16 protein-coding genes are annotated in these 20461 nt (G+C 36.8%); 1 reads left to right on the forward strand and 15 read right to left on the reverse strand.

Translation table 11 applies throughout. From position 1 onward, the window contains the following. Positions 1–29: 29 nt before the first annotated feature. The 15 genes from rffA to KQJ23_RS18690 all read right to left on the reverse strand — a co-directional run bounded on the left by rffA (position 30) and on the right by KQJ23_RS18690 (position 17863). Positions 30–1163 carry a dTDP-4-amino-4,6-dideoxygalactose transaminase gene (rffA, locus tag KQJ23_RS18620; RefSeq protein WP_216480418.1) on the reverse strand — a complete coding sequence of 378 codons (1134 nt, stop codon included), beginning with the start codon at positions 1161–1163 and terminating at the stop codon, positions 30–32. Beyond that, the gene (locus KQJ23_RS24020; protein ID WP_346779428.1) at positions 1160–1534 is read right to left on the reverse strand and encodes an EamA family transporter; all 375 of its coding nucleotides are present in this window, start codon (positions 1532–1534) and stop codon (positions 1160–1162) included. Before KQJ23_RS24020 ends, rffA begins: the two co-directional genes overlap by 4 nt. Continuing rightward, positions 1531–2418: a methionyl-tRNA formyltransferase gene (locus KQJ23_RS18630; RefSeq protein ID WP_216480419.1), complete on the reverse strand. Its 888-nt coding sequence runs from the start codon at positions 2416–2418 to the stop codon at positions 1531–1533. Before KQJ23_RS18630 ends, KQJ23_RS24020 begins: the two co-directional genes overlap by 4 nt. Further along, entirely contained in the window at positions 2408–3343 is a 936-nt protein-coding gene (locus KQJ23_RS18635) for a glycosyltransferase family 2 protein (protein WP_216480420.1), read from the reverse strand. The genes KQJ23_RS18630 and KQJ23_RS18635 overlap by 11 nt, the downstream gene beginning before the upstream one ends. Before the next feature lie 124 nt (positions 3344–3467). Next, positions 3468–4562, reverse strand: a complete 1095-nt coding sequence (locus KQJ23_RS18640) for a hypothetical protein (protein ID WP_216480421.1) — start codon at positions 4560–4562, stop codon at positions 3468–3470. A 602-nt stretch (positions 4563–5164) separates the two neighbouring features. After that, on the reverse strand, positions 5165–6631 hold the full coding sequence (locus KQJ23_RS18645; RefSeq protein ID WP_216480422.1) for a hypothetical protein: 1467 nt from the start codon (positions 6629–6631) through the stop codon (positions 5165–5167). Positions 6632–6693: 62 nt separating this feature from the next. Further along, on the reverse strand, positions 6694–9066 hold the full coding sequence (locus KQJ23_RS18650; RefSeq protein WP_216480423.1) for a glycosyltransferase: 2373 nt from the start codon (positions 9064–9066) through the stop codon (positions 6694–6696). Continuing rightward, a complete protein-coding gene (locus KQJ23_RS18655) occupies positions 9063–10271 on the reverse strand; it encodes a glycosyltransferase family 4 protein (protein WP_216480424.1) in 1209 nt (402 codons plus the stop codon). The genes KQJ23_RS18650 and KQJ23_RS18655 overlap by 4 nt, the downstream gene beginning before the upstream one ends. Positions 10272–10286: 15 nt before the next feature. Then, entirely contained in the window at positions 10287–11450 is a 1164-nt protein-coding gene (locus KQJ23_RS18660; protein ID WP_216480425.1) for a class I SAM-dependent methyltransferase, read from the reverse strand. Between the two features lie 11 nt (positions 11451–11461). Continuing rightward, the gene (locus tag KQJ23_RS18665) at positions 11462–12733 is read right to left on the reverse strand and encodes an ABC transporter ATP-binding protein (RefSeq protein ID WP_216480426.1); all 1272 of its coding nucleotides are present in this window, start codon (positions 12731–12733) and stop codon (positions 11462–11464) included. 18 nt (positions 12734–12751) lie between these two features. Then, positions 12752–13528, reverse strand: coding sequence for an ABC transporter permease (locus KQJ23_RS18670; RefSeq protein WP_216480427.1), 777 nt, complete (start codon positions 13526–13528; stop codon positions 12752–12754). Positions 13529–13544: 16 nt separating this feature from the next. Beyond that, positions 13545–14498 (reverse strand): GDP-mannose 4,6-dehydratase, encoded by a 954-nt coding sequence (locus tag KQJ23_RS18675; protein WP_346779429.1) that lies wholly within the window; start codon positions 14496–14498, stop codon positions 13545–13547. 19 nt (positions 14499–14517) lie between these two features. Then, entirely contained in the window at positions 14518–15480 is a 963-nt protein-coding gene (gmd, locus tag KQJ23_RS18680; RefSeq protein WP_216480429.1) for a GDP-mannose 4,6-dehydratase, read from the reverse strand. Positions 15481–15512: 32 nt separating this feature from the next. Further along, positions 15513–16589 (reverse strand): mannose-1-phosphate guanylyltransferase, encoded by a 1077-nt coding sequence (locus tag KQJ23_RS18685; RefSeq protein ID WP_216480430.1) that lies wholly within the window; start codon positions 16587–16589, stop codon positions 15513–15515. Beyond that, positions 16586–17863 (reverse strand): glycosyltransferase family 4 protein, encoded by a 1278-nt coding sequence (locus KQJ23_RS18690; RefSeq protein WP_249529900.1) that lies wholly within the window; start codon positions 17861–17863, stop codon positions 16586–16588. Before KQJ23_RS18690 ends, KQJ23_RS18685 begins: the two co-directional genes overlap by 4 nt. Positions 17864–17982: 119 nt before the next feature. Here KQJ23_RS18690 and KQJ23_RS18695 point away from each other — a divergent pair, with 119 nt between their 5' ends. Beyond that, entirely contained in the window at positions 17983–20439 is a 2457-nt protein-coding gene (locus KQJ23_RS18695) for an O-antigen ligase family protein (protein WP_216480431.1), read from the forward strand. The last annotated feature ends 22 nt before the right edge of the window (positions 20440–20461 follow it).

Below are 20461 nucleotides of genomic sequence, written 5' to 3' on the forward strand. Positions count from 1 at the left end.
TACTATACCCCTCCAATTCCTTGCATTTTTTACATAAAATTATAATAATTAACAATTTCATTTATAACTATATTGATTTCTTCTAGAGTGATATTGTAATAAAGTGGAAGTCTCAACAAGCGTTCACTTTCTATTGTAGTATAATTATCCCGACCAATCATTTCTCCAAATTCTAGTCCTGCCTGTGAAGAATGCAGTGGGATGTAGTGAAAAACTGTTTGAATCCCCTTACTCTTTAGGTATGCTATTAAACTGGTCCTTTCTTCTAAATTAGATGTTTTTAAATAAAACATATGTGCATTATGATCTATATGTTCGGGAATAAAGGGAAGAACAATCTTTTCTTCGTCCTCCAAAGGCTTTAAACCATTAAAATAAGTATACCAGCAATCTAAGCGATAAGAATTAATCCTCTCTGCATTTTCAAATTGAGCATAAAGAAATGCAGCATTAAGTTCACTTGGTAGATAAGAAGATCCTATATCTACCCAGGAATATTTATCTACTTGTCCCCTAAAGAATCTTGCTCTGTTGGTACCCTTCTCACGTATTATTTCAGCTCGTTCAATAAAACGAGCATCATTAATAACTAATGCCCCTCCCTCGCCACAATTGTAATTCTTTGTCTCATGAAAGCTGTAGCATCCTAGATGCCCAATAGTCCCCAAATATTTCCCTTTATACTTACTAATGACCCCCTGTGCAGCATCTTCAATAACAACAAGGTTGTATCTATTAGCTATTTCCATTATAGCATCCATTTCGCAGGCTACCCCTGCATAGTGAACTGGAACTATGGCACGCGTCCTTGCAGTAATAGCCTGTTCTATAAGCTTCTCGTCCATATTCATAGTATCAGGGCGAATATCAACAAAAATTATTTTGGCCCCTCTTAGAGCAAATGCATTCGCAGTGGATACAAAAGTATAGGAAGGTAAAATTACTTCATCACCTTCTCGTATATCTGCTAATATTGCGGCCATTTCCAATGCATGAGTACATGACGTGGTTAATAATACTTTTTCGGCCAGAAAGTGTTCCTCTAACCACTTACTACACATCTTCGTAAAATGCCCATCACCTGAGAGGTGTCCTCTTTCAATGGCTTCTTTTATATAGTGTTCTTCAAGGCCAGCTACTGCGGGCTTATTAAATGGTATCATGATATCGACCTACTTGATATTATTATTCCTATCACTATAAAGACAAGACCAACCATCTTGTATACTGTAATAGGTTCTTTAAAAATAAAAATTGAAAAAATAAAAACTAGAACATACGAAAAACTCATAAAAGGATAGGCATAGCTGATATTGAATTTTGTCATTGCGGCCATCCAAAATAAAGATGCTATGAATGCAGATAATAATGAAGAAAAAATAAAAGGGTCAAAAACTAATTTAATCAAAAAGAGTAATTTATCTATAAATGGCTCCGGTAAACTTCCAAATTTAGATATCCTCCACTTCATTACGAGTTGGCCGTATACAGTAAACAGTATTGTTCCTAGCACATATAAATATCCCATAGTCATTCAAACCTTATTCTAAATTTATTTAAGGGTAGTAATTCTTTTCCTGTTTCATCATCTATTATGCTTTGTATCTTTAACAAGCCCTTTCCACAAACAACAATAGGATTTTTATTTTCAAAAAAGATAACTTTCCCTGGTGTTCTATTTTCTATCAAAACATCTTGAATTGGGATGCTTTCAACAATCCTTACTTTTTTTCCATTCAAAAAAGTTGCTGCACCTTTGTATGGAAAACCCGTTGCATCAATAAAGCGCTGAATATACTCCGATTCCATACTCCAATCTATTAAATAGTCTTGCTCATCTCTCCAAAGACTGTATGATGCTTCTTTTTCATTTTGCGGAACCCCTACTATTGCTTTTTCTTCAAGAATATCACAAGTAATTTTATTCACTAACAAAATATATAAATCAGCGATCTTGGCAATGGCGTCTTCAATTTTTATAGGATAGCTAATCGTAAGAGATTCTTGTGCAATAATATCGCCCTTATCATAATCTGTCGTTGCAAACAATGCAGTAACACCAATTTGTATTTCTTTATTAATTAGAGCATTTACTAAAGGAGCAAATCCTCTATATCGCGGTAATAAAGAATCATGAAATACGATTAATTGATTTACATTGTTAATAATCCATCTCCAACCAATAGCAAAAGCAATCTGATTTTCAAATAAAGAATTGTCAATTTCTAATCGATCTAGTACTCTCACCCCATTCTTCAAACACAAATCTCTGATTTCTAAATAATAATCCTTTTGCACATTAGGATCTCTACTGATGATAATAACATCGATTGGATCAATTCCGTACCTATTTATAAAATTCTCCAGTATTAAGTAACCTTTTTTGTTCATTAAGAACATCGCTATCTTACTTTTCATAGATTTCCCTCACAATATAGAGTGGACGACGCTTCGTTTCATCAAAAATTCTACTAATATAAAGCCCAGTTACTCCTACAATAGAGATTATTATTCCTCCAATAAACCAAATTGAGACTATTAAACTCGCCCATCCCTGGATGCTTGTTTTTCCAAAGAGAGCTTGGCAAATAATGTAGACTGCATATAAAAATGAAATAAGTGAAATTAGAAACCCTATTTTCACTGTTAAACGCAATGGTTTATCCGAAAAGGAGATCATTGTATTAACAGACAGCATTAGTAGCTTTTTAAAAGAATAGCTAGAATTACCAAGCTCTCTCTCCCCATGTTCAATATCCATAGTTGTAGATTTGAATCCTACCCACTTAATCATTGTAGGGAAAAACCTTAAATTTTCTCGCATAGAAGCAACAGCATTAATCGCTCTTCTGCTATAAACACCAAAGTTCGCTATAGATTCATCCTGAGGGGTATCTGTCAAATAACCAAATAATTTATAAAAAAGTCTTGACGACATTTTTTTTAATAATTTATCTTGTCTTTGGTGCCTTCTTCCTTGCACAATATCATATCCTGCTTGAGCCTTCAGTAACATCTTACTTATCTCTTCTGGTTTATCTTGCAAATCCCCATCCATGACTACTATCCATTCTCCTGAACTTTTATCTAGTCCAGCGGTAATCGCATAATGTTGGCCAAAATTTCTTGAAAGATTCAGTCCGATTACTCTATTATCAGAGTCTACTAAACTCTTAATTTTATCCCATGAATCATCTGGGCTCGAATCATTAACAAATATAATTTCAAAATTCTGTGTGAATTTCTCAAATTCCTTCCTCAGCCTGACATATAATTGATCTATAAATGGAGAGTTTTTATAGATTGGGATTACAACTGAAATATCAACTCTACTAGATGGCATTAAAGCACTGCTCCTTTTTTGTCTACTGAAATGAATACGAAGTAACTGATTAAGTTGCTCTTATTTAGTAGAAGGTTATCCTCCAAAATAGTATTACAGCGAGAAATAATTCAGTTTGCATGCTTTAAATGTAACTATTTCCGAGTATTATCGCAATCAAATAATATAATCCAGAACAAAAGTGAAAAGCTAAAATCGTTTGCACTAAAGTCTGCTTCCAATTACCATTGCCAACCTCAATTTTCCACTTAATAAGTTCAATTACCGAAAATAGAAACAATAAAGCAACCATCATGTGCACTCCCCATACAAAGTTTGCATGGGTATATCTAATTCCTTCCTCTGCTAACACAGCAAATTGCAAATAAGCAATTATTGTTCCAATCCAGCTAAAAAGTAAGTATCTACTATTCCATACAGATTTCGATCTAAATACCAATATTCCTAAAGGAAACGACAAACTTAATACAACAGACAACAGTGGAGATGGTGAATACAGATTCCAAACTCCTAAAAAATCAAAGACTATCTTGCCTCCATCATCTAGATTATATGTTCTAAAATATTGATATATTAATAGAGATCCTGTTGGAACTAAGGTAGCCATTAGGAGAAACCATCTATTGAAAGAAACATTTTTAATTAGCATGTACAATGGTGCAGTGAAAATAAAAACCAATACAAAATTAGGCTTCATTACAGTACTTGCCATTAATATGAAGCCTGTTAGCACTACATTCAAAAGTGTAGGTTTCTCCAACATCTTTATGAAATAAATTAATGATAAATATACAAATGGCTTTACAGCAATAAGGGTAGGATTATGATATACATTGGCACTTGACTGACCAAGATAAAGTTGATTAAAAAATGGCACAAATATAGGTGTGACAATCATTAAAACACTCGTATATTCTAATGCCTTATCAGTATATTTAGTTAAAAATCTATAGATTATCCAGGAAATAAGAACCACAAGTATCGATAAAGTTAATATACCACTTTCTTCAAAACTAAAAGGAGAAACCAGTGAAACTAAAAAAATCAAAAGATAAAGCCCCGGGTGCGGCAGTTGATTATCACCCGCTAAAAATTGTTGACCAAAGCTTATGTGATCAGGCAAGTCAGATGGAAAAAGTCCAGCTTTATTATATATTTGGTTATAAAATATATAGAAATAAAGAAAGAAAACTCCTGAGAAAAAAACTGTTTTTTTCATATTGACATCTCTTTCGTCGCTATTTTTCTTCAAGCCTATTTATCGGAACCCTTACATATTTTTAGGGCTCAATCTAAAGATAACATAGCCTCTTTTCTCTCCCTTGTTTCAATCAATGGATAACCCTGTAGAATGACAACAAATTTAGAAATAAATATATTTCTAAAAAAAGATATCTCTCCATTATCAGACACTGTGAAATTGCATTAAAAAGCAAACTAGCAAAGTTCGACCTATAGTTTCTTGGGCTTCCTACTAAGCATAGCTTCTCAAGCGTCTAATTTTCTTATAGAAGGACTTCTAGATGTACTTCTGTAAGGGCGCTGGCAGACGCTCCCTGTTTGTTCTACCATTTGCCCACTTGAATTTGCTAACCGCTAGTTTATGTTGTTAAGTCATAATTTGATTTCCTGAATGAATCGCATACTACGGTGATGTAAGCGAACGAAATGCGATTCTTGAACTCATTGCAAAAAGTCAAAAGAAATCTCGGGGTCTTTTTTCATAATTTTGCAGTGGCTCACTATAACATGCTGTCTTTGTTGTAGTCCATGAGACAGATTTCCCTGAAACTCATAATCCGCATGTCAAAATACCTTCTTTTATAATTCTTTTGAAATATCTTTATCCCAATATAAAATTGTCAATCCATTGAAATTATAAATCCGATCTGGAACTCCAAATTTTTTTTCGGCGTTCTCTGCATTGATATCACCCCAATTTGTATTGTCAAATATTAAAAAGTTTGTTGGCTCTGAATACCATGATGTTTTAGAAAACCAAGCAAAAGGAACAATTTCTCCGTTATAAACAACCGGTCTTATTATTACATCATTCTCACTTTCAAGTGTAACTATTGATGAATTCCAGTAGGAACCATAGCCACGTGTCAATCCTTTTTGTTGCAAAAAGTCTGCAACTTCCTGATATATGGAGACCGTTTTGTTTAAAGTCACTGTTTGTAATGATGTCAAAGCATAAAGGATAAGAGATATTGATAATGCTACTGTAATTTTCCTGCTATTAATACGAGATAATGAAAATTTCCCTATATAAATTGAAAAGAAAACGAATGCAGGTAATATATATCTTGTTGTTGCTATATTAATAGGCATATTGCTACAAACATATTCAACAATGTTAATCATGATCCCAATTATCAAGAATAATTCTAATGTCGATACATTACTTTTATCTATTTTTTTGATGCTCTGATAACCTAACCAAATTGTAAAGATCAAAACGAACAGGTGTAAAATGACTATTAATACTATTGTAGATACTGATTGCCCAAAGAAATTCGCTCCGTATAAATTCAAGATTCCTTCTATTGTCAACACAACATTCTTTTTCAGTTCATCAATCTTAACAAATCGAGTCTCTCCAATACTTGGAACATTGAACCCAACAAACTTCATAACTACTTTGGATGTTACATATGATCCTATAACAATACCAAGCGAAATGTATTCGCTTTTATTCCGAATCGCTTTATATGCACAGGCCAGAACAAAAGGAACCACAAAAAACCAGAGCACAAAAGGGTCCGCTATCAGAGCCAAAGTAAGAATTATAAACAAGCTTCCATATCTCACATAAATATTTTTCGCATATTCCCATATAAATAGAGCTAATAAACAATAAAGCAATGAACTAGTATGCATAGGCCCAGAGAACACCATATTCGTAACAAATAAATTTGGTAACCCTACTATAGCAAATGTAGCAAATGCTCTTTTGTAAGAAATACCATTCTTTTTTTTAGCACTAATCCACATACATACTATAACAAGACCAGTGTAGAAAATTGCGGAACCAACATAAATAACATTTGTTGAAAATCCGAGAAAAGGTAACAATAATACATATAGGAATAAATCAGTTGTAATATAAGTTCCAGTAGATAAATACCAATTTCTAAGAAACACATTTCCTTCCAGCATATCTTTAGCTTGCAATACAGCTGAAGCACCATCTGAATTCATAGGAACTTTCAATGACAATGCATAGAAATAAATAAATATAATAACAATAAATAAAACAACACTTGGGAGCTTTAAGAATTTCATAATTAATCCACCTTTAGTATCTCATTGGGTAGTAAATCAAATTAAAATGCCTGTTACTACATTCAAGGCCCATCTTGCATAATAAAGTTTTTGATTTTTTTACTTATTATTCCAAAGTCACACGTTGATTTGGTGTAATTTTCCGCTATATTCCCCATATTGTTCAGTAGGGAGCAATTATTACATAATTCAAGCAAATAACTAAGTAACAGTTCCTCTTCAAACTGATCAACATCAACCTTCCATACACAATCATCAGGATACTCCATATATGATCCGACATTAGAAACTATACATGGTACACCGGATCCTAAAGCCCTCATCAAAGTAGCCGAAGTTTCACCCATTGTGGGCCACCGAAGATTAATACATAAATCACTTGCTTTAATGTATTGTTTAAAAGTTTCGATATCCGGTGAGTCAATAAATGTTACATGTTTTTTCATGTCCAATTTCGACACTAAATGAGTTAATTCCTTTTTATAATGCGGCTCTGGATGACCAATTATTCGAAGATGAACCTCTGGGTTAGTTTCTATAAGTTTCGAAATCACTTTTATAATGATATCGACTCTTTTGTTTGGAATAACATTTCCAAAGACCCCAATATTAAATTCACTACTTTTGAAATTCAATTTTGCCTGTATTTCTTTCCGTGAGACATCCTGATTTTCAATGGTTATTCCTGAAGGAATGGAAATAATCGGTCCCTTATAATTCCTGTTTAAACGGATTTTATCTGCCGCATATTTGCTATGGACTAACACTCCAGAGCTCATATCGACAACTCTATTAAATAACGGGAAGTTTTGATTGTCTGGAATTATCTTAGAGTTGGCTAATAACGTTCCAGCTTCTATACCTTCATTGCCGTTATTATAAACCAATTCATTAACAAACTTTTCAGTGTTGCCTTTTAAATACGTGGAGTATAAAAAAACGCCAAATAAATTCAAATCATGCAAAACTACATAACCTGGATATTTTTCCAAAGTATCTATAATCCATTCATGGTACTCGTTATTACCGACATGATATAATCTCAAATCAATATTTTCTAATTTTTTTTTGTTCTCGTTTATATCAACAACTTTAAAATTATTAGAGATTATTGGATTAGATGGGATATAACCATTTACAAATATAATTACTTCATAAATTTTTTCCAGGTGTACAAGAAGCTCCTCGCTATAATCGGAAATCCCACTTGATTGTGGGTTAAGAGGGCTAATGTAAGCCAGTCGGGGCTTTTGTAAATCTTCTTGCATTATCATTTCATGTGAAGCAGATTGGAGAGATTCAAAACTTATTATGCTTTCAACAACTGTTCTTTCCCATGAAAAAATTTTAGCTTGTTCTATCCCCTTCCTTATTAGCTCTGAACGGTAATCCTTATCACTTAAAACTCTAGTAACACTACTTTCTATTTCTTCATCATTAATAGGATCAACTAAGATAGCCGAATCCCCGGTTATTTCGGGCAAAGAGGAACACTTGCTTGTAATTACGGGCGCTTCGCATCTCATTGCTTCTAATACTGGCAACCCAAAGCCTTCATATAAAGAAGGAAAGACAAAAACTTCACAATGCCTGTACAAAGCTCGTAATGTGTTTTCAGCCACATAGCCTGGAAATAATAATCGTTCCTTATTAACACCCTTGCTTATAGCATATTTAAGCAACTCTTCTTGTTCAGATTGTTGTCTTATGCCGCCAATGACTAACGTTAATTCTTCAAAATCATTCATAATATTAGAAAAGGCATTGATTAACCCTTTATTATTCTTTCTTGGATCATTACCAGTTAATGAATATATATATGGCTTTTTTAGACCAATTTCGTGTAAAAGCGCCTTTTCCTCATCCCGAACATTTCTTGCGTTTTCAGCATCTTCATTAGTTGAGGCGTAAATCACCCTGATTTTTTGACTCTCTATTCCGAGGAATTTTATTAAATCATGCTTCGAAGCATCTGATATCGTAAGAATTAAATCTGCATTCTTTATTTTGTCGGCCCTTTCGTTATAATTTTGTTGGATGCTTTTGGGCCATTTATCATAGTACTCTTGCTCCATTACTAATGGTATTAGATCATAAACTAAGTAAGATACTTTTGTTAGATTCGTGGTAATTTCAGGCAACTCTATATCAAACATAAACGGACTAGTTAAATGAACTATATCAATTTCTTTCTCTAAGAGGAAAGAATTGAATTCTTGTTCAAACCAGCATTGGCTCTCGAGTAATCTTGAATCGATATCAATATACTGGGATATGAAGGTAAAATACCACTTCCCCCCTTCCCTCTTCATTACATAAAATCTATGCTTATTGTTTACAGTAACAATCTTCTTTATCCATTGATATGTATATATACCAATGCCTCTATTCTTCTCATTTGTAAAAAGAGTCTGAATATCGATGAGTATCCTCATACGAAAAGATCCTCCTTGTTGAATCCGTTATCAATCAAAAATTTAACGATCCTTTGGGCCGTTGCATTCCAAGTATATTCTTTCTCAACGTACGCTTTTCCATTCAGGCCCATTCGAGATATTTTTTCCTTCGGTGATGAAATAAAATAATCCAAAACTTTCTCAAATGACTCATAATCACTATAAGACATTCCCCCCTTACTTCGTTCACAATGTCCTTTGGTAACAGCACATAGGTCATTAACAATTACCGGGGTGCCGCAAAGCCAACTTTCCATGATGACAATCGAGAAACTTTCCATAAGTGAGGGTTGAATCAAACCAAGGCTTCCAGATAAAACATCGTATTTTTCTTCATCACTAACTTCACCTAAATGAATCATGTTAGGTGATTTGTCTATCACTTCTATAATCTCTTCCTCGCCTTTCCCCATAACTACCAATGTTATATTCCTATTAGTTTTCTCTACAAAATTTTTAAAGAACTTTAACAGTTGGGGAACATTCTTTCCAGTAACGAGTCTGCCGACATATACAAAATAATCACCACTAAGGTTGAACTTATCTCGGGCTCTTCTCTCATTAGGATGGTGGTTAATTTCAACTCCTCCACCGGAAATGACAGAGTTGGACAGATCGATACCATGCAGTCTTTCAGTGAGCAGCCTTTCCTCTTCGGTATTAAATAAGATCCCCTTTGCTCTAGTAAGCATATGACCGATAGCCTCTAAACGTGCCAGTTCTTCATCATGTAAACAAGGAATGATAAAACTATGCTCTGGAATAATTCTACTTCCCCAGAAGGTAGTACCGAACAAATAAGGTATGAATAAAAAAATGTACTCGTGCCCATTCACTTCAATATACTCATACATAGAATCGCTATTTACAGTCTCTAAAAATAATTGTAACTGCTCAGAATATTTTATTTCTTTGTTATGCAAGACCTTTCCTAGTATCTCTTCGTATTTCAATCTGTTTCTTGCATTCAATGAAAATCTACGGATTAGTATCCCATTTACTTGATAACTGCCTTCATTATAGTAATCTTTGCCCCAATCCCAAAATGAATCTTTCCCGCAAGTAGTCAGAATCTCAACATTGCAACCAATGTCTAATAAACACTTGGCGATTCCGCCTGCAAAGCGCTCAGCACCACCTGAAATCCCATCGTTATACCATGGAGTAATAATTGCAATTTTCATTATCCACCAACTATACTATTTTTTTAGAACCAATGAGTAGTTATAATAGTCATTTTCTTTTCCTGTCTCAATTATTGCTCCACTAAGATACGACGCAACCACAGTAAACCCCGACACCTCAGCTAAGTGTTTTAGTGCCTCAGGAAATAATGGTTTCTCGTGAGTAGGATCTAGGTAGTACAAATTATGCATTACATAAACAGAAGTAGTGTTTGGGGTTTCAAGAATTAAGACCCCTTCTTTTTTTAATTTTTTATAAGAAAGATCCAAAAATTCTATTTTTTCAGATAGCGTGAGGTGTTCAATTACATGAGCAAGAAAGATAGAATCTATGGATTCATCGCTCTGCTTTTGTAGATATGAATGACCATCTTCAACATACGCTGTTAATCCTTTTTCAATACAAAGCGATACCAGCCTAGGGTCACTATCCACACCAATTCCCTTTATAGAGCTTTCATTCAATAGTTCTAAAAAATACCCCTGACCACAGCCTATATCTAAGACAGTATGTTCTGGTTTAATGTACTTTAAGTACTGAGTGAAAATCTGTTTAACTGCATCGCCCGGTGCACTAAAACGTTTGGAAAAAGCAGAATATTCAAATGCACTATGGGAATACTTCTTTGTTAGCAATTGGATATCCGTCATTATCTCTTCATCTTCTCTTCTTAAATCTCTTATGTCATTATTAAGTCTCGTTATCTCATCCTTTAATTCCGTTATAACATTATTTAAGCCATAGACTTGATTGATTAATTTCGTCTCTAGCTGAGTTAAGTTTGTAATAATTTCAATCGAACGATTTAACCCAGACCACATTTCCTTGTTTAAGTAATGTTGTTGGCTTGAAATGGGGTCTACATACCATTTAGTAAATAGTCTCGCTCCAAACTTCCTTATCGGAACAATAATCTTGCCCAAGAGCCTAAATCTAGATACTAATCGAGGCTCCTGAAAGGCTATTGGCATATTAGGTGGAACCTTCCCTGACAATGCCCTAATATCTTCATTAATTCGTTTCATTAACTCAAAATAACTTGAATTCCCGTCGCTCAATTGGTCAAGATTCTTCTCCTGTTCAACCTCACTAGGAATACTTTCATCCCCCCCATGTTTACGAACAGTCGATCTAATCTGATTCATTATCATTCCAGGTGTCATTGATTGTTTAGGCATTTTGCTTCCTCCTAAAATTCACTACGGTCCCAATGATGATCAATTTTTACAATTCCCACTTCATTGGATAGGCTTGTCACCTTAAATGAATACTTCTTATCATGAAAATCATACTGAAGCCCATTCTCATCATGAATTGCAACTGTGAGTAGATATGTTCCTCCACATAAGTTCAATTGAGGGATTTTAAAATACACCTCACCTACATCATTAACGGATAGTTCATCAATTTTATAATAATCGATTTGGGTATTTGTCCCATAACAATGCACATGTTCTAATGTGTGAATAGCTATTCCAAAAACCGGATTTTCAACAAAACCCCAACTTTTATAGTGAATTCTTATAAGTAGCTCATCACCGCTAAGAAAGCTCATCTTCTTCTTACCATTGAAATCTTCAAGAATTACATCTGTAATTTCGACCTTTCTATTTCCCCATCTCTGTTCATCGTGTTGATTCTCTTTATTAGTATCGAAAGAGTCTGAAGAATCTTGTTTTACTTCAATTTGCTTATTAACTTCTCCTGCCTCTTCAATCAATCGCTTATCTTCTTCTATAGCTAAGTATTCCAAATATTTATCTATTACCTTTTTAGGTTTATCGTCTTCCACAATCTTACCTTTGTTTATCCAAACAACCCTATCGCACAGTTTCTCCATAGCACCTAAATCATGGGATACAAACACGATAGTCGTTCCTTTTTGCTTCATATTCCGAAGTTGATCCATGCATTTTTGTTGAAATGCAGCGTCTCCTACTGCAAGCACCTCATCAATTAAAAGCACCTCTGGTTCAACCATGATGGCAACCGAGAAGGCAAGTCTCATATACATTCCGGAAGAATAGTTTCTGACCGGATTATCAATATAACCCTTGAGTTCAGAAAACATGATAATTTGATCTAGTTTCTTTTTAATCTCTTTTTTTGTCAATCCCAGTATGGCTGCATTCATAAATATATTTTCTCGCCCTGTAAAATCCGGATGAAACCCTGCCCCTAATTCGAGTAAGCTTGAGACTTTACCACTGACACGAATCTGTCCACTATCCGGATATAAAATTCCTGTTAACAATTTAAGAAGTGTGCTTTTCCCTGAACCATTTCTTCCGATGAAACCAACAGTTTGTCCTTTTTCTATATTCAATGAGACATTGTTTAGTGCACAAAATTCCTGATACTTGTTCTTTCTACCTTTTACAATCCTATCCTTAAGCGTGGAACTTCTTTCGGTGAAAATTTTAAAAGTCTTGGTTACATTGCTAATGGAGATTGCATCCATATTGATACCTACTCCTTACTAAATTTCTTCAGCAAACTTTCTGCTAAGTTTACCAAATACAAAATAACAGATAATCAATAGACCAATTGAAAGAAGGCCTAACCACAATAGCTGAATCATATCCGGAAACTGGTTGTAGAAAAACACCTTGTGGAATCCATTAACAATTGGATTCATCGGATTTAAAGCAAATACGCTCTTTAATCCAGCAGGTATCATATCCTCTGTAAAGACTATAGGTGTAAGATAAAACCATGCCATCACTACTACGGATAAAATATGTTCAAGGTCTCTGAAATACACATTTAAACAAGAAACTAAAGTAGTAAGCGCCAAGGTAAAAATAAAATATACCGTTAGAATTATAGGCAGCGTTATCAATGGTAAACCCACTTTCACGTTTGAAAAAAACAATACCGGAAAAAGCACAACTAGGCTTAGCAAAAAATTAATTACCCCACCTAGAACAACAGATAAGGGTAAGATCTCTTTGGGAAAATATATTTTTTTTACTAAACCAGCATTTCGAATCACCGAAGTTGCTCCCGAAACTAAAGATTGACTCAACAGGTTCCATACAACAATCCCGATAAATAAGTATGCTGTATAATTCTCCAATGAAATTCGTACAACATACTTAAAAACAAGAGAATAAACCCCCAGCATCAATAAAGGGTTTAGCAAAGTCCAAAAAAAACCTAAGAAGGACCCTTTGTATCTAGTTCGGAGATCAGTCAAAACTAAGCTTTCCAACATCTGTCGATATTTGAATATTTCCACCGTTTTTTTATACATTTCGCACTTTAGCCCCTTAAAGCTTCTTTCTCCAAAATTCAAGAATATCATTAAGTGATTCATTTAATGTTATTTTATTCTGCCACCCAGTAGTCCTGCTTATATTACTTGGGTCTCCATAATAAACCGGAATATCTGAAGGCCTTAAGCGACTCATATCTTTCTCAACACAAATAGAAGTACATTTGCTCAATTGGATCATTGTCTGTAACAGTGTATTTATTGATACCGGGATGCCCGAACAAACATTGTAGGCTTGTCCGGGCATTCCTTTACGCTGAAGCAATGTATATGCATATGCGATATCACGTACATCTGAAAAGTCACGTTTAGCTTCTAAATTCCCTACTGAAATTATTGGATCAACCTCGCCCTTTTCAATTCGAACTATCTGGGTCGCGAAATCTGTTGTAACAAAACCTTGCCCTTGGCCTGGGCCTATATGGTTAAAGGGGCGAGCATGGACAATTCTCATGCCATGTGCTTGCGAGTACTGTTTAGCCATTAACCAAACCGAAGCCTTCGACACTCCATAAGGACTTATAGGATTTAAAGCCACTGACTCACTAATTGGCAAGTCACTATATCCCACTCCCCCATATTCTTCGGAGGACCCAATAGTCAGTACTCTTACTTCTTTGCAAATACTACTTTTCCGCAAAGATTCTAAAAACCTCAAAGTGTTCAGGGCATTTCCTTCAAAGGTATCCAAATGATTACTCCAAGAAAACTTAACTGAGCTCTGTCCAGCCAAATGATATATTTCATCTGGTCTGATATCGTTAAACAAATTTATTAACAACTGTTCGTTTGAATAATCTACTTTTACCAAATTACAATTATTAATAACACTATCTTGAGCTTCCATTCTAGTGAATCCCCAGACCTCATACCCCTTATCTAGCAGCAATTGTGCAAGATGTCGCCCCACAAACCCCTTAATACCGGTAATTAGCGCTCTCATAATCATTCCCTTTGACTAAAATTTTTCATCTATTTAGCTTTTCTAAATCACTATCCACCATCATTTTAACCAAGTCCTCAAAGCCAACCTCCAGTTTCCATCCTAATGTTTTTTGGGCTTTAGAACTGTCTCCCAGGAGCAAGTCCACTTCAGCCGGACGGACAAATTTGGGGTCAATAACCACATAATCTCTCCAATTCAACCCCGCATGGCCAAAAGCAATTTCAACAAGCTCTTGAACGGTGTGTGTTTCACCTGTCGAAATGACGTAATCATCCGGTTTATCTTGCTGTAGCATAAGCCACATGGCTTTCACATAGTCACCGGCAAAGCCCCAGTCGCGCTTAGCATCAAGATTACCCATTCTCAATTCCCTTTGGAGTCCCATTTTAATTCTCGCTACCGCATCCGTTACTTTACGGGTAACAAATTCGACTCCGCGACGCGGCGATTCATGATTAAATAAGATGCCGGAACATGCATACATATCATAGCTTTCCCGATAGTTCACAGTAATCCAATGACCATAAACCTTGGCAACACCATAAGGGCTACGCGGATAAAAAGGGGTTGTTTCCTTCTGCGGAGTTTCGACAACTTTACCGAACATTTCACTACTAGAAGCTTGATAGAATCTGGCCTCAGGCTTCGTTAAGCGAACAGCCTCCAACATATTTGTTACTCCGATTGCAGTCGCCTGACCGGTTAAGATAGGTTGTTCCCAAGATGTTGCCACAAAAGACTGTGCAGCCAAGTTGTATACTTCATCCGGATTCGACTTTTGAACTGCATTAATTAGCGACCCTTGATCCAGTAAGTCTCCTTCAATAAATTCAATCTCGTTTTTAATGTATTCGATATTTTCCATCATGGGTGTGCTGGTTCTACGACGAAGTCCATAAACCTTATATCCTTTTTCCAACAGAAGTTCTGCCAAGTAAGAGCCATCTTGTCCCGTAATTCCGGTTACCAGTGCATTTTTTGACATAATCAAATCTCTCCAGTTCTTTTCAATATAATTTATAGGTACTGTTCCAATTTCTGCATTCTTAATTCTTTGAGCAGCAGCTTCACTTCTTGAGCTTTATCCTTGCTACAGATCAAAGTAACATCTTCGGTATCGACAATAATCAGGTCCTCAATGCCCAAGGTAGCGATCAATTTCCCGTTACTTTCTATAATGCATCTTTTGGTATCCAAATTCAAAATGTTTCCTTTAATCACATTTCCATTTTCATCAAGTTCATTGATACGTTCCAAAGCAGTCCAACTACCGACATCATCCCATCCAAAAACACAAGGGATAACATAAATATTGTCGACTTTCTCCATGATTCCATAGTCAATCGACTGGTCAGGCATCTTAATGAATTCATCTTTAATAACTTCAGCAAAATTTGCATTACCGAAAGCAGCGCGCATCGTTTCCAGTATATCATGCATTTCCGGCATTAACTGTTGGATATATTTGCGGATCACTTCTGTACGCCAAACAAAAATCCCGCTATTCCAGTAATAATTCCCTGCCTCTAAATAAGACTCTGCAGTGGCCTGGTCGGGTTTCTCAACAAATTTATTTACTTTGAGAACGTCCAACTCATTAACTATTTCTCTTTGATCTGTACTTTCTATATAACCGTATCCGGTTTCCGGGTATCCAGGTTGGATCCCCAGGGTAACCAAGCTCTTGTTGTCCTGAGCAACTTCAACTGCAGTCTCAAGGATTCTAATAAAGCCCTCTTCATTTTCGATGATATGATCTGAGGGTAATACTATCATGGTGCTGTCCGGGAATCGTTCTTCAATTAATATGGAAGCTAAACCGATACAAGGCGCCGTATTTCTCCCAATCGGCTCTATAATGATATTCTCATGCGGCAAATGAGGAATTTGAGCCTTAATTAATTCAGCGTACAATCCATTCGTTACGATGAAAATCTGACTGATATCTATCAGATTCTCTAACCTGGCTATTGATTGCTGTATCATCGATTTATTCCCTGAAATGTTCAGAAATTGTTTGGGTAGGTTGGTTCTACTTTTCGGCCAGAACCGTTCTCCTTTTCCTCCTGCCATAATGACGCATGTTATAGTCATTGTCTTCCTCCAAATTTCCATTTTTCAATATATTTTAATCGTTCTTGTATCAACTTCCCAATAGCCGGCGGTGAAAAGCCCTCTTTGATATTTCTTTGACCAGCTAGAGCAATTTTATCATAGAACTCTTTATCGGCAGCTAACCTTTTCATATAGTCTCCTGCTTGATCGACATCCGGATCCGCCCATTGCTGGTATGCCTTATAAGGACCATAATCATTTCCGACTTGGATTAATCTATAATCAACCGGACAGGAATTGCTTGTATTCATAAAATCTGTATTCGAGGACCAGTTAGTTCCGATCACCGGCTTTCCAAGGTACATGGCTTCAGCCAATCCGAGCCCGAACCCCTCACTTCTATGCAAAGATACAAAACAATCTGTTACATTCAGCAATGCATTTATATCATTACGGCTGATCGTATCCGTTATTAAATAGATATTTTGATAATCCTCTATAAGGGAGTCAAGCGCTCTAAGTTCAGCCGTCCCGCTTCTATAACTATTTACCTTTAAAACAAGTCCGACACTTGCATCATCCGGTTTAAAGGCCACTTTAAAAGCCTCTACCACAGCTTTCGGATTCTTTCGCTCCTGATAACTCTTCACATCGTACATAGAAAGAAATAGAAATGCATTCTCAGGCAGGCGAAAATAGGCTCTATTCCGTGGCTCCTTTATTTTCACATCGATAGAGTGCGGAATTTTTACCACCGGAACCGGACTCTTTAAAGCTATAGAATCTGCGACAAATGTCGACGGAACCCACACTTCGTCTACCAAACTAAAACCCTCTAACCATTCATCCGGAAACTCAGGTAGTTCCCAGTGCCAATAACCTATTGTATATCTATTTTGGAATAGTGTGTTCCCATATTTCGCATAAATTTCTGTCATTTGCTCGGCATTTACATGAAGCAGGTTTATATTATAGTTTGGTCCAGTAATTTCTTTGTGAACCCATGACAAGTCTTCCATTCTAGCGCTATTGGTTCCCGTGAAATTAAGGATTCCGAACGGAATATGAGCAGCTTCCAGGTTATTGGCAGCAATTCTGCAAGATTCCCCAATTCCCATTTCTGCTCTTGAATAGCCTAAGAGATTCACACCTCTTGCACCAGTGACATAAGAGTGAGTTGAAGTAGCCTTTTCGATAGGAAAAGCTTTCTTGAGCAACATCCTCTTAACTTTTTGCCTGACAGTGGGAGAAACTATGCTGGTAATAAGAGGCTTTATTTTAACTGCCAGCTTATATGTAATTCTATAAATCAAGTTCTTAATTTTGCACACCACCAAATCTTGGACGTTAAACGGAATGATGGAAATCTAGCCCCATCCTTTTCCTTATGCTAAAATACTATACGTATCTACTAGCAAAGGAGCAAAAATACGTGTCGAATCCAGTATACGGGAAAAAGGCAGCAACGTCGAGAAAGAGGGAGAATTTCCCTGCATCGTTGTGGCTATTAATTGTTGGTTTAATTTTGTTTCTGGTGTGGGCTCCATTCCAGGCCGGACTATTTAACGGGTTAGTTCAAAACTTTGAGAACCCAATCTATTGGTCTGTATTAATTGGAGGAATCCTCGGGGTCATATGGGTCTGGGCTCATTTCAAGAAATTTAGGTTAGAGGATCAGCGGGATTGGACAGCGGCGTGGGTATTGCTTATTCCAATCACTTATTGCCTCTCTTTGATTTCGGCGGCTAGTCATTATTTTGCCATGAACGCGGTGCTGATTCAGTGTCTATATGCGATCATTTTCGTAATTGGACTTTATATCTTGCAAAATAAATCGGCCAATACTATCATTGAAACTTCTCTTATCGGCGTTTCTTATCTTATCGTCCTGTTTGGCCTGTTCAATTGGCTCGGACAAGGGAGAACGGTTTCCGCACTAGTCGGCTGGTTTACAAAGACGGTTATCGGCGGCCAGTACAATCAAGCAGTATGGATTGATGCAAATGGACCACGTCTTGCTTCAGTCTTCCAGTATCCAAATACATACGCAGCTTACTTGTTGGCTTTTCTGTTTGTAGCTGTGTTTGCTATTACTCGATCAACAAAATGGTATCTCCAGGTGATTCATGCCTTCATGCTGGTACCGATTATTTTGTCGATTCTTCTAACCTTGTCGCGCGGCGGGCTTGTCTTCTTGCCGGTCGTGTTCATCTTGCTGTTGCTGTTCCTGAAGCCGGCCAAGCAAGTTCTGTGGATCATCTATGTCCTGATCTCCGGTGCAGCTACGCTTGTCATTTCCAAGCCCGTTACAGAGCTCGGACAGCAGTTCCATCTGGGGCAGATTAATAACCCGGCAAAGGGCTGGGGGTATGTGCTTGCCGCATCGATTATGGTGGCCTTGTTGGCTTGGGGCATTCAACGCTATATTTCACCTTGGTTAGACCGAATTACAGAACGCTGGGCTTCCAAAAAACTTGCTGGCTTATGGCTGCCCGTGGTTTCTGTTCTGGCCTCAGTTATTCTTGTAGCGCTCTTGCTCGGAACTAATCTGAAGCATGTTCTTCCTGGCAACATCGGCGACCGTTTGGAGAATATCAACTTCCAACAGCACAGTGTGCTGGAACGCTTTACGTTCTATAAGGATGCCGTTAAGGTTATTAAGGATTATCCGATACTGGGTGCCGGAGGAGGCGCCTGGGCTTCCATCTACGAGAAGTACCAGAACAACCCTTATACAAGCCGTCAGGCACACAGCTTTGCCATGCAGTACCTTGTAGAGGTTGGTCTTTTGGGCTTCATTGTTCTTTTCGCAGGCATCGGATTCATCTTCTATAAATATATTCGCGGATATTTTAAATCTGAAGAAGCACAGCGCAATTCGTATTTCGTGTATTTTATTATCGTCCTTTCAATACTTATTCACAGTTTAATGGACTTTAATATGAGTTATGTCTTTATTGGAATACTAGTCTTCCTTGGTCTTGGGGGCATGTCGGCAGCTATGGATGCTCAGCCTCTCAAACGTCTTTCACTGAAAGGTTCGACAGCCCGCGTACTATATAACGGTATTATTGTGATCAGTTCCTTACTGCTGATTTTCACTTCAATCCGCTATGTCCAAGCGAATAATACTCTTCAGAAAGGGCAGGAATTGATGGCAACAAGTACAGACTTCCAGGAGATTCAAGCTTCTTTCGTGCAAACGCTGAATAAGCGGAAGAATCACCCAACGGCTGTGCTTAACTATAATGTCTTGCTGCGATCTGCCTTTGAGCAAACACAGGAGGAAGCCTTCTATACACAAAACTTGAGTTTGCTTACAAGCGCTTTGAAAAAGGAACCCTTTGATAAAAATCTGTACTCTCAGCTCGCAACGTTATACAAGAGCAAGGGCGAGTATGCTAAAGCTTATGATGTTCTTAAGGATAATGCGAGCCGTTATGTGTACGATCAAGACTGGTACGAACAGTTGATTGTTGAATCCTATGAACTCGGGTACCAAAGCCTTAGCAATGGTGCAGTTGAAGAAAAGGACAAGTACTTCTTCTCCGGACTTCAAGCCTTTGATAGAGTAGTACAAGGAGTAGAGCATTTAAAGGCCCTGCCGGAGGGGCAGTTTCAAGGGAATCCATTTGCAGTTACCATGAATATGGCGCTTCATGCCGGCAAGATGCAGTACATGATGGGAGAGCCTGCTGAAGCAGCTGTTATCCTACAGCATGGACTACCACAGGACTTTAACGATCCGAACAACCGGGAAATTGCTCGCTGGTACCTTGCCGCTTTACAAGTCTCCGGTGGCAGTGATCAAACAGTTTATGATCAATTGATTCAGGCAGATCCTGGGGAGAAGGCTTCCATCGACCAAATCGCACAACTAACCTTTTAAATTAGCAGATTAACAAAAAATC

Source organism: Paenibacillus brevis, from assembly GCF_018919145.1.
Taxonomy (GTDB): Bacteria; Bacillota; Bacilli; order Paenibacillales; family Paenibacillaceae; genus Fontibacillus; species Fontibacillus brevis.

What these genes read in the sequence shown, in the direction of transcription:
- rffA (WP_216480418.1), bottom strand. Translation starts at nt 1,163, where the DNA reads ATGATACCATTTAATAAGCCCGCAGTAGCTGGCCTTGAAGAACACTAT.
- KQJ23_RS18655 (WP_216480424.1), bottom strand. Translation starts at nt 10,271, where the DNA reads ATGAAAATTGCAATTATTACTCCATGGTATAACGATGGGATTTCAGGT.
- KQJ23_RS18665 (WP_216480426.1), bottom strand. Translation starts at nt 12,733, where the DNA reads ATGGATGCAATCTCCATTAGCAATGTAACCAAGACTTTTAAAATTTTC.
- gmd (WP_216480429.1), bottom strand. Translation starts at nt 15,480, where the DNA reads ATGTCAAAAAATGCACTGGTAACCGGAATTACGGGACAAGATGGCTCT.
- KQJ23_RS18670 (WP_216480427.1), bottom strand. Translation starts at nt 13,528, where the DNA reads ATGTATAAAAAAACGGTGGAAATATTCAAATATCGACAGATGTTGGAA.
- KQJ23_RS18640 (WP_216480421.1), bottom strand. Translation starts at nt 4,562, where the DNA reads ATGAAAAAAACAGTTTTTTTCTCAGGAGTTTTCTTTCTTTATTTCTAT.
- KQJ23_RS18660 (WP_216480425.1), bottom strand. Translation starts at nt 11,450, where the DNA reads ATGCCTAAACAATCAATGACACCTGGAATGATAATGAATCAGATTAGA.
- KQJ23_RS18645 (WP_216480422.1), bottom strand. Translation starts at nt 6,631, where the DNA reads ATGAAATTCTTAAAGCTCCCAAGTGTTGTTTTATTTATTGTTATTATA.
- KQJ23_RS18630 (WP_216480419.1), bottom strand. Translation starts at nt 2,418, where the DNA reads ATGAAAAGTAAGATAGCGATGTTCTTAATGAACAAAAAAGGTTACTTA.
- KQJ23_RS18650 (WP_216480423.1), bottom strand. Translation starts at nt 9,066, where the DNA reads ATGAGGATACTCATCGATATTCAGACTCTTTTTACAAATGAGAAGAAT.
- KQJ23_RS24020 (WP_346779428.1), bottom strand. Translation starts at nt 1,534, where the DNA reads ATGACTATGGGATATTTATATGTGCTAGGAACAATACTGTTTACTGTA.
- KQJ23_RS18635 (WP_216480420.1), bottom strand. Translation starts at nt 3,343, where the DNA reads ATGCCATCTAGTAGAGTTGATATTTCAGTTGTAATCCCAATCTATAAA.
- KQJ23_RS18685 (WP_216480430.1), bottom strand. Translation starts at nt 16,589, where the DNA reads ATGACTATAACATGCGTCATTATGGCAGGAGGAAAAGGAGAACGGTTC.
- KQJ23_RS18675 (WP_346779429.1), bottom strand. Translation starts at nt 14,498, where the DNA reads ATGATTATGAGAGCGCTAATTACCGGTATTAAGGGGTTTGTGGGGCGA.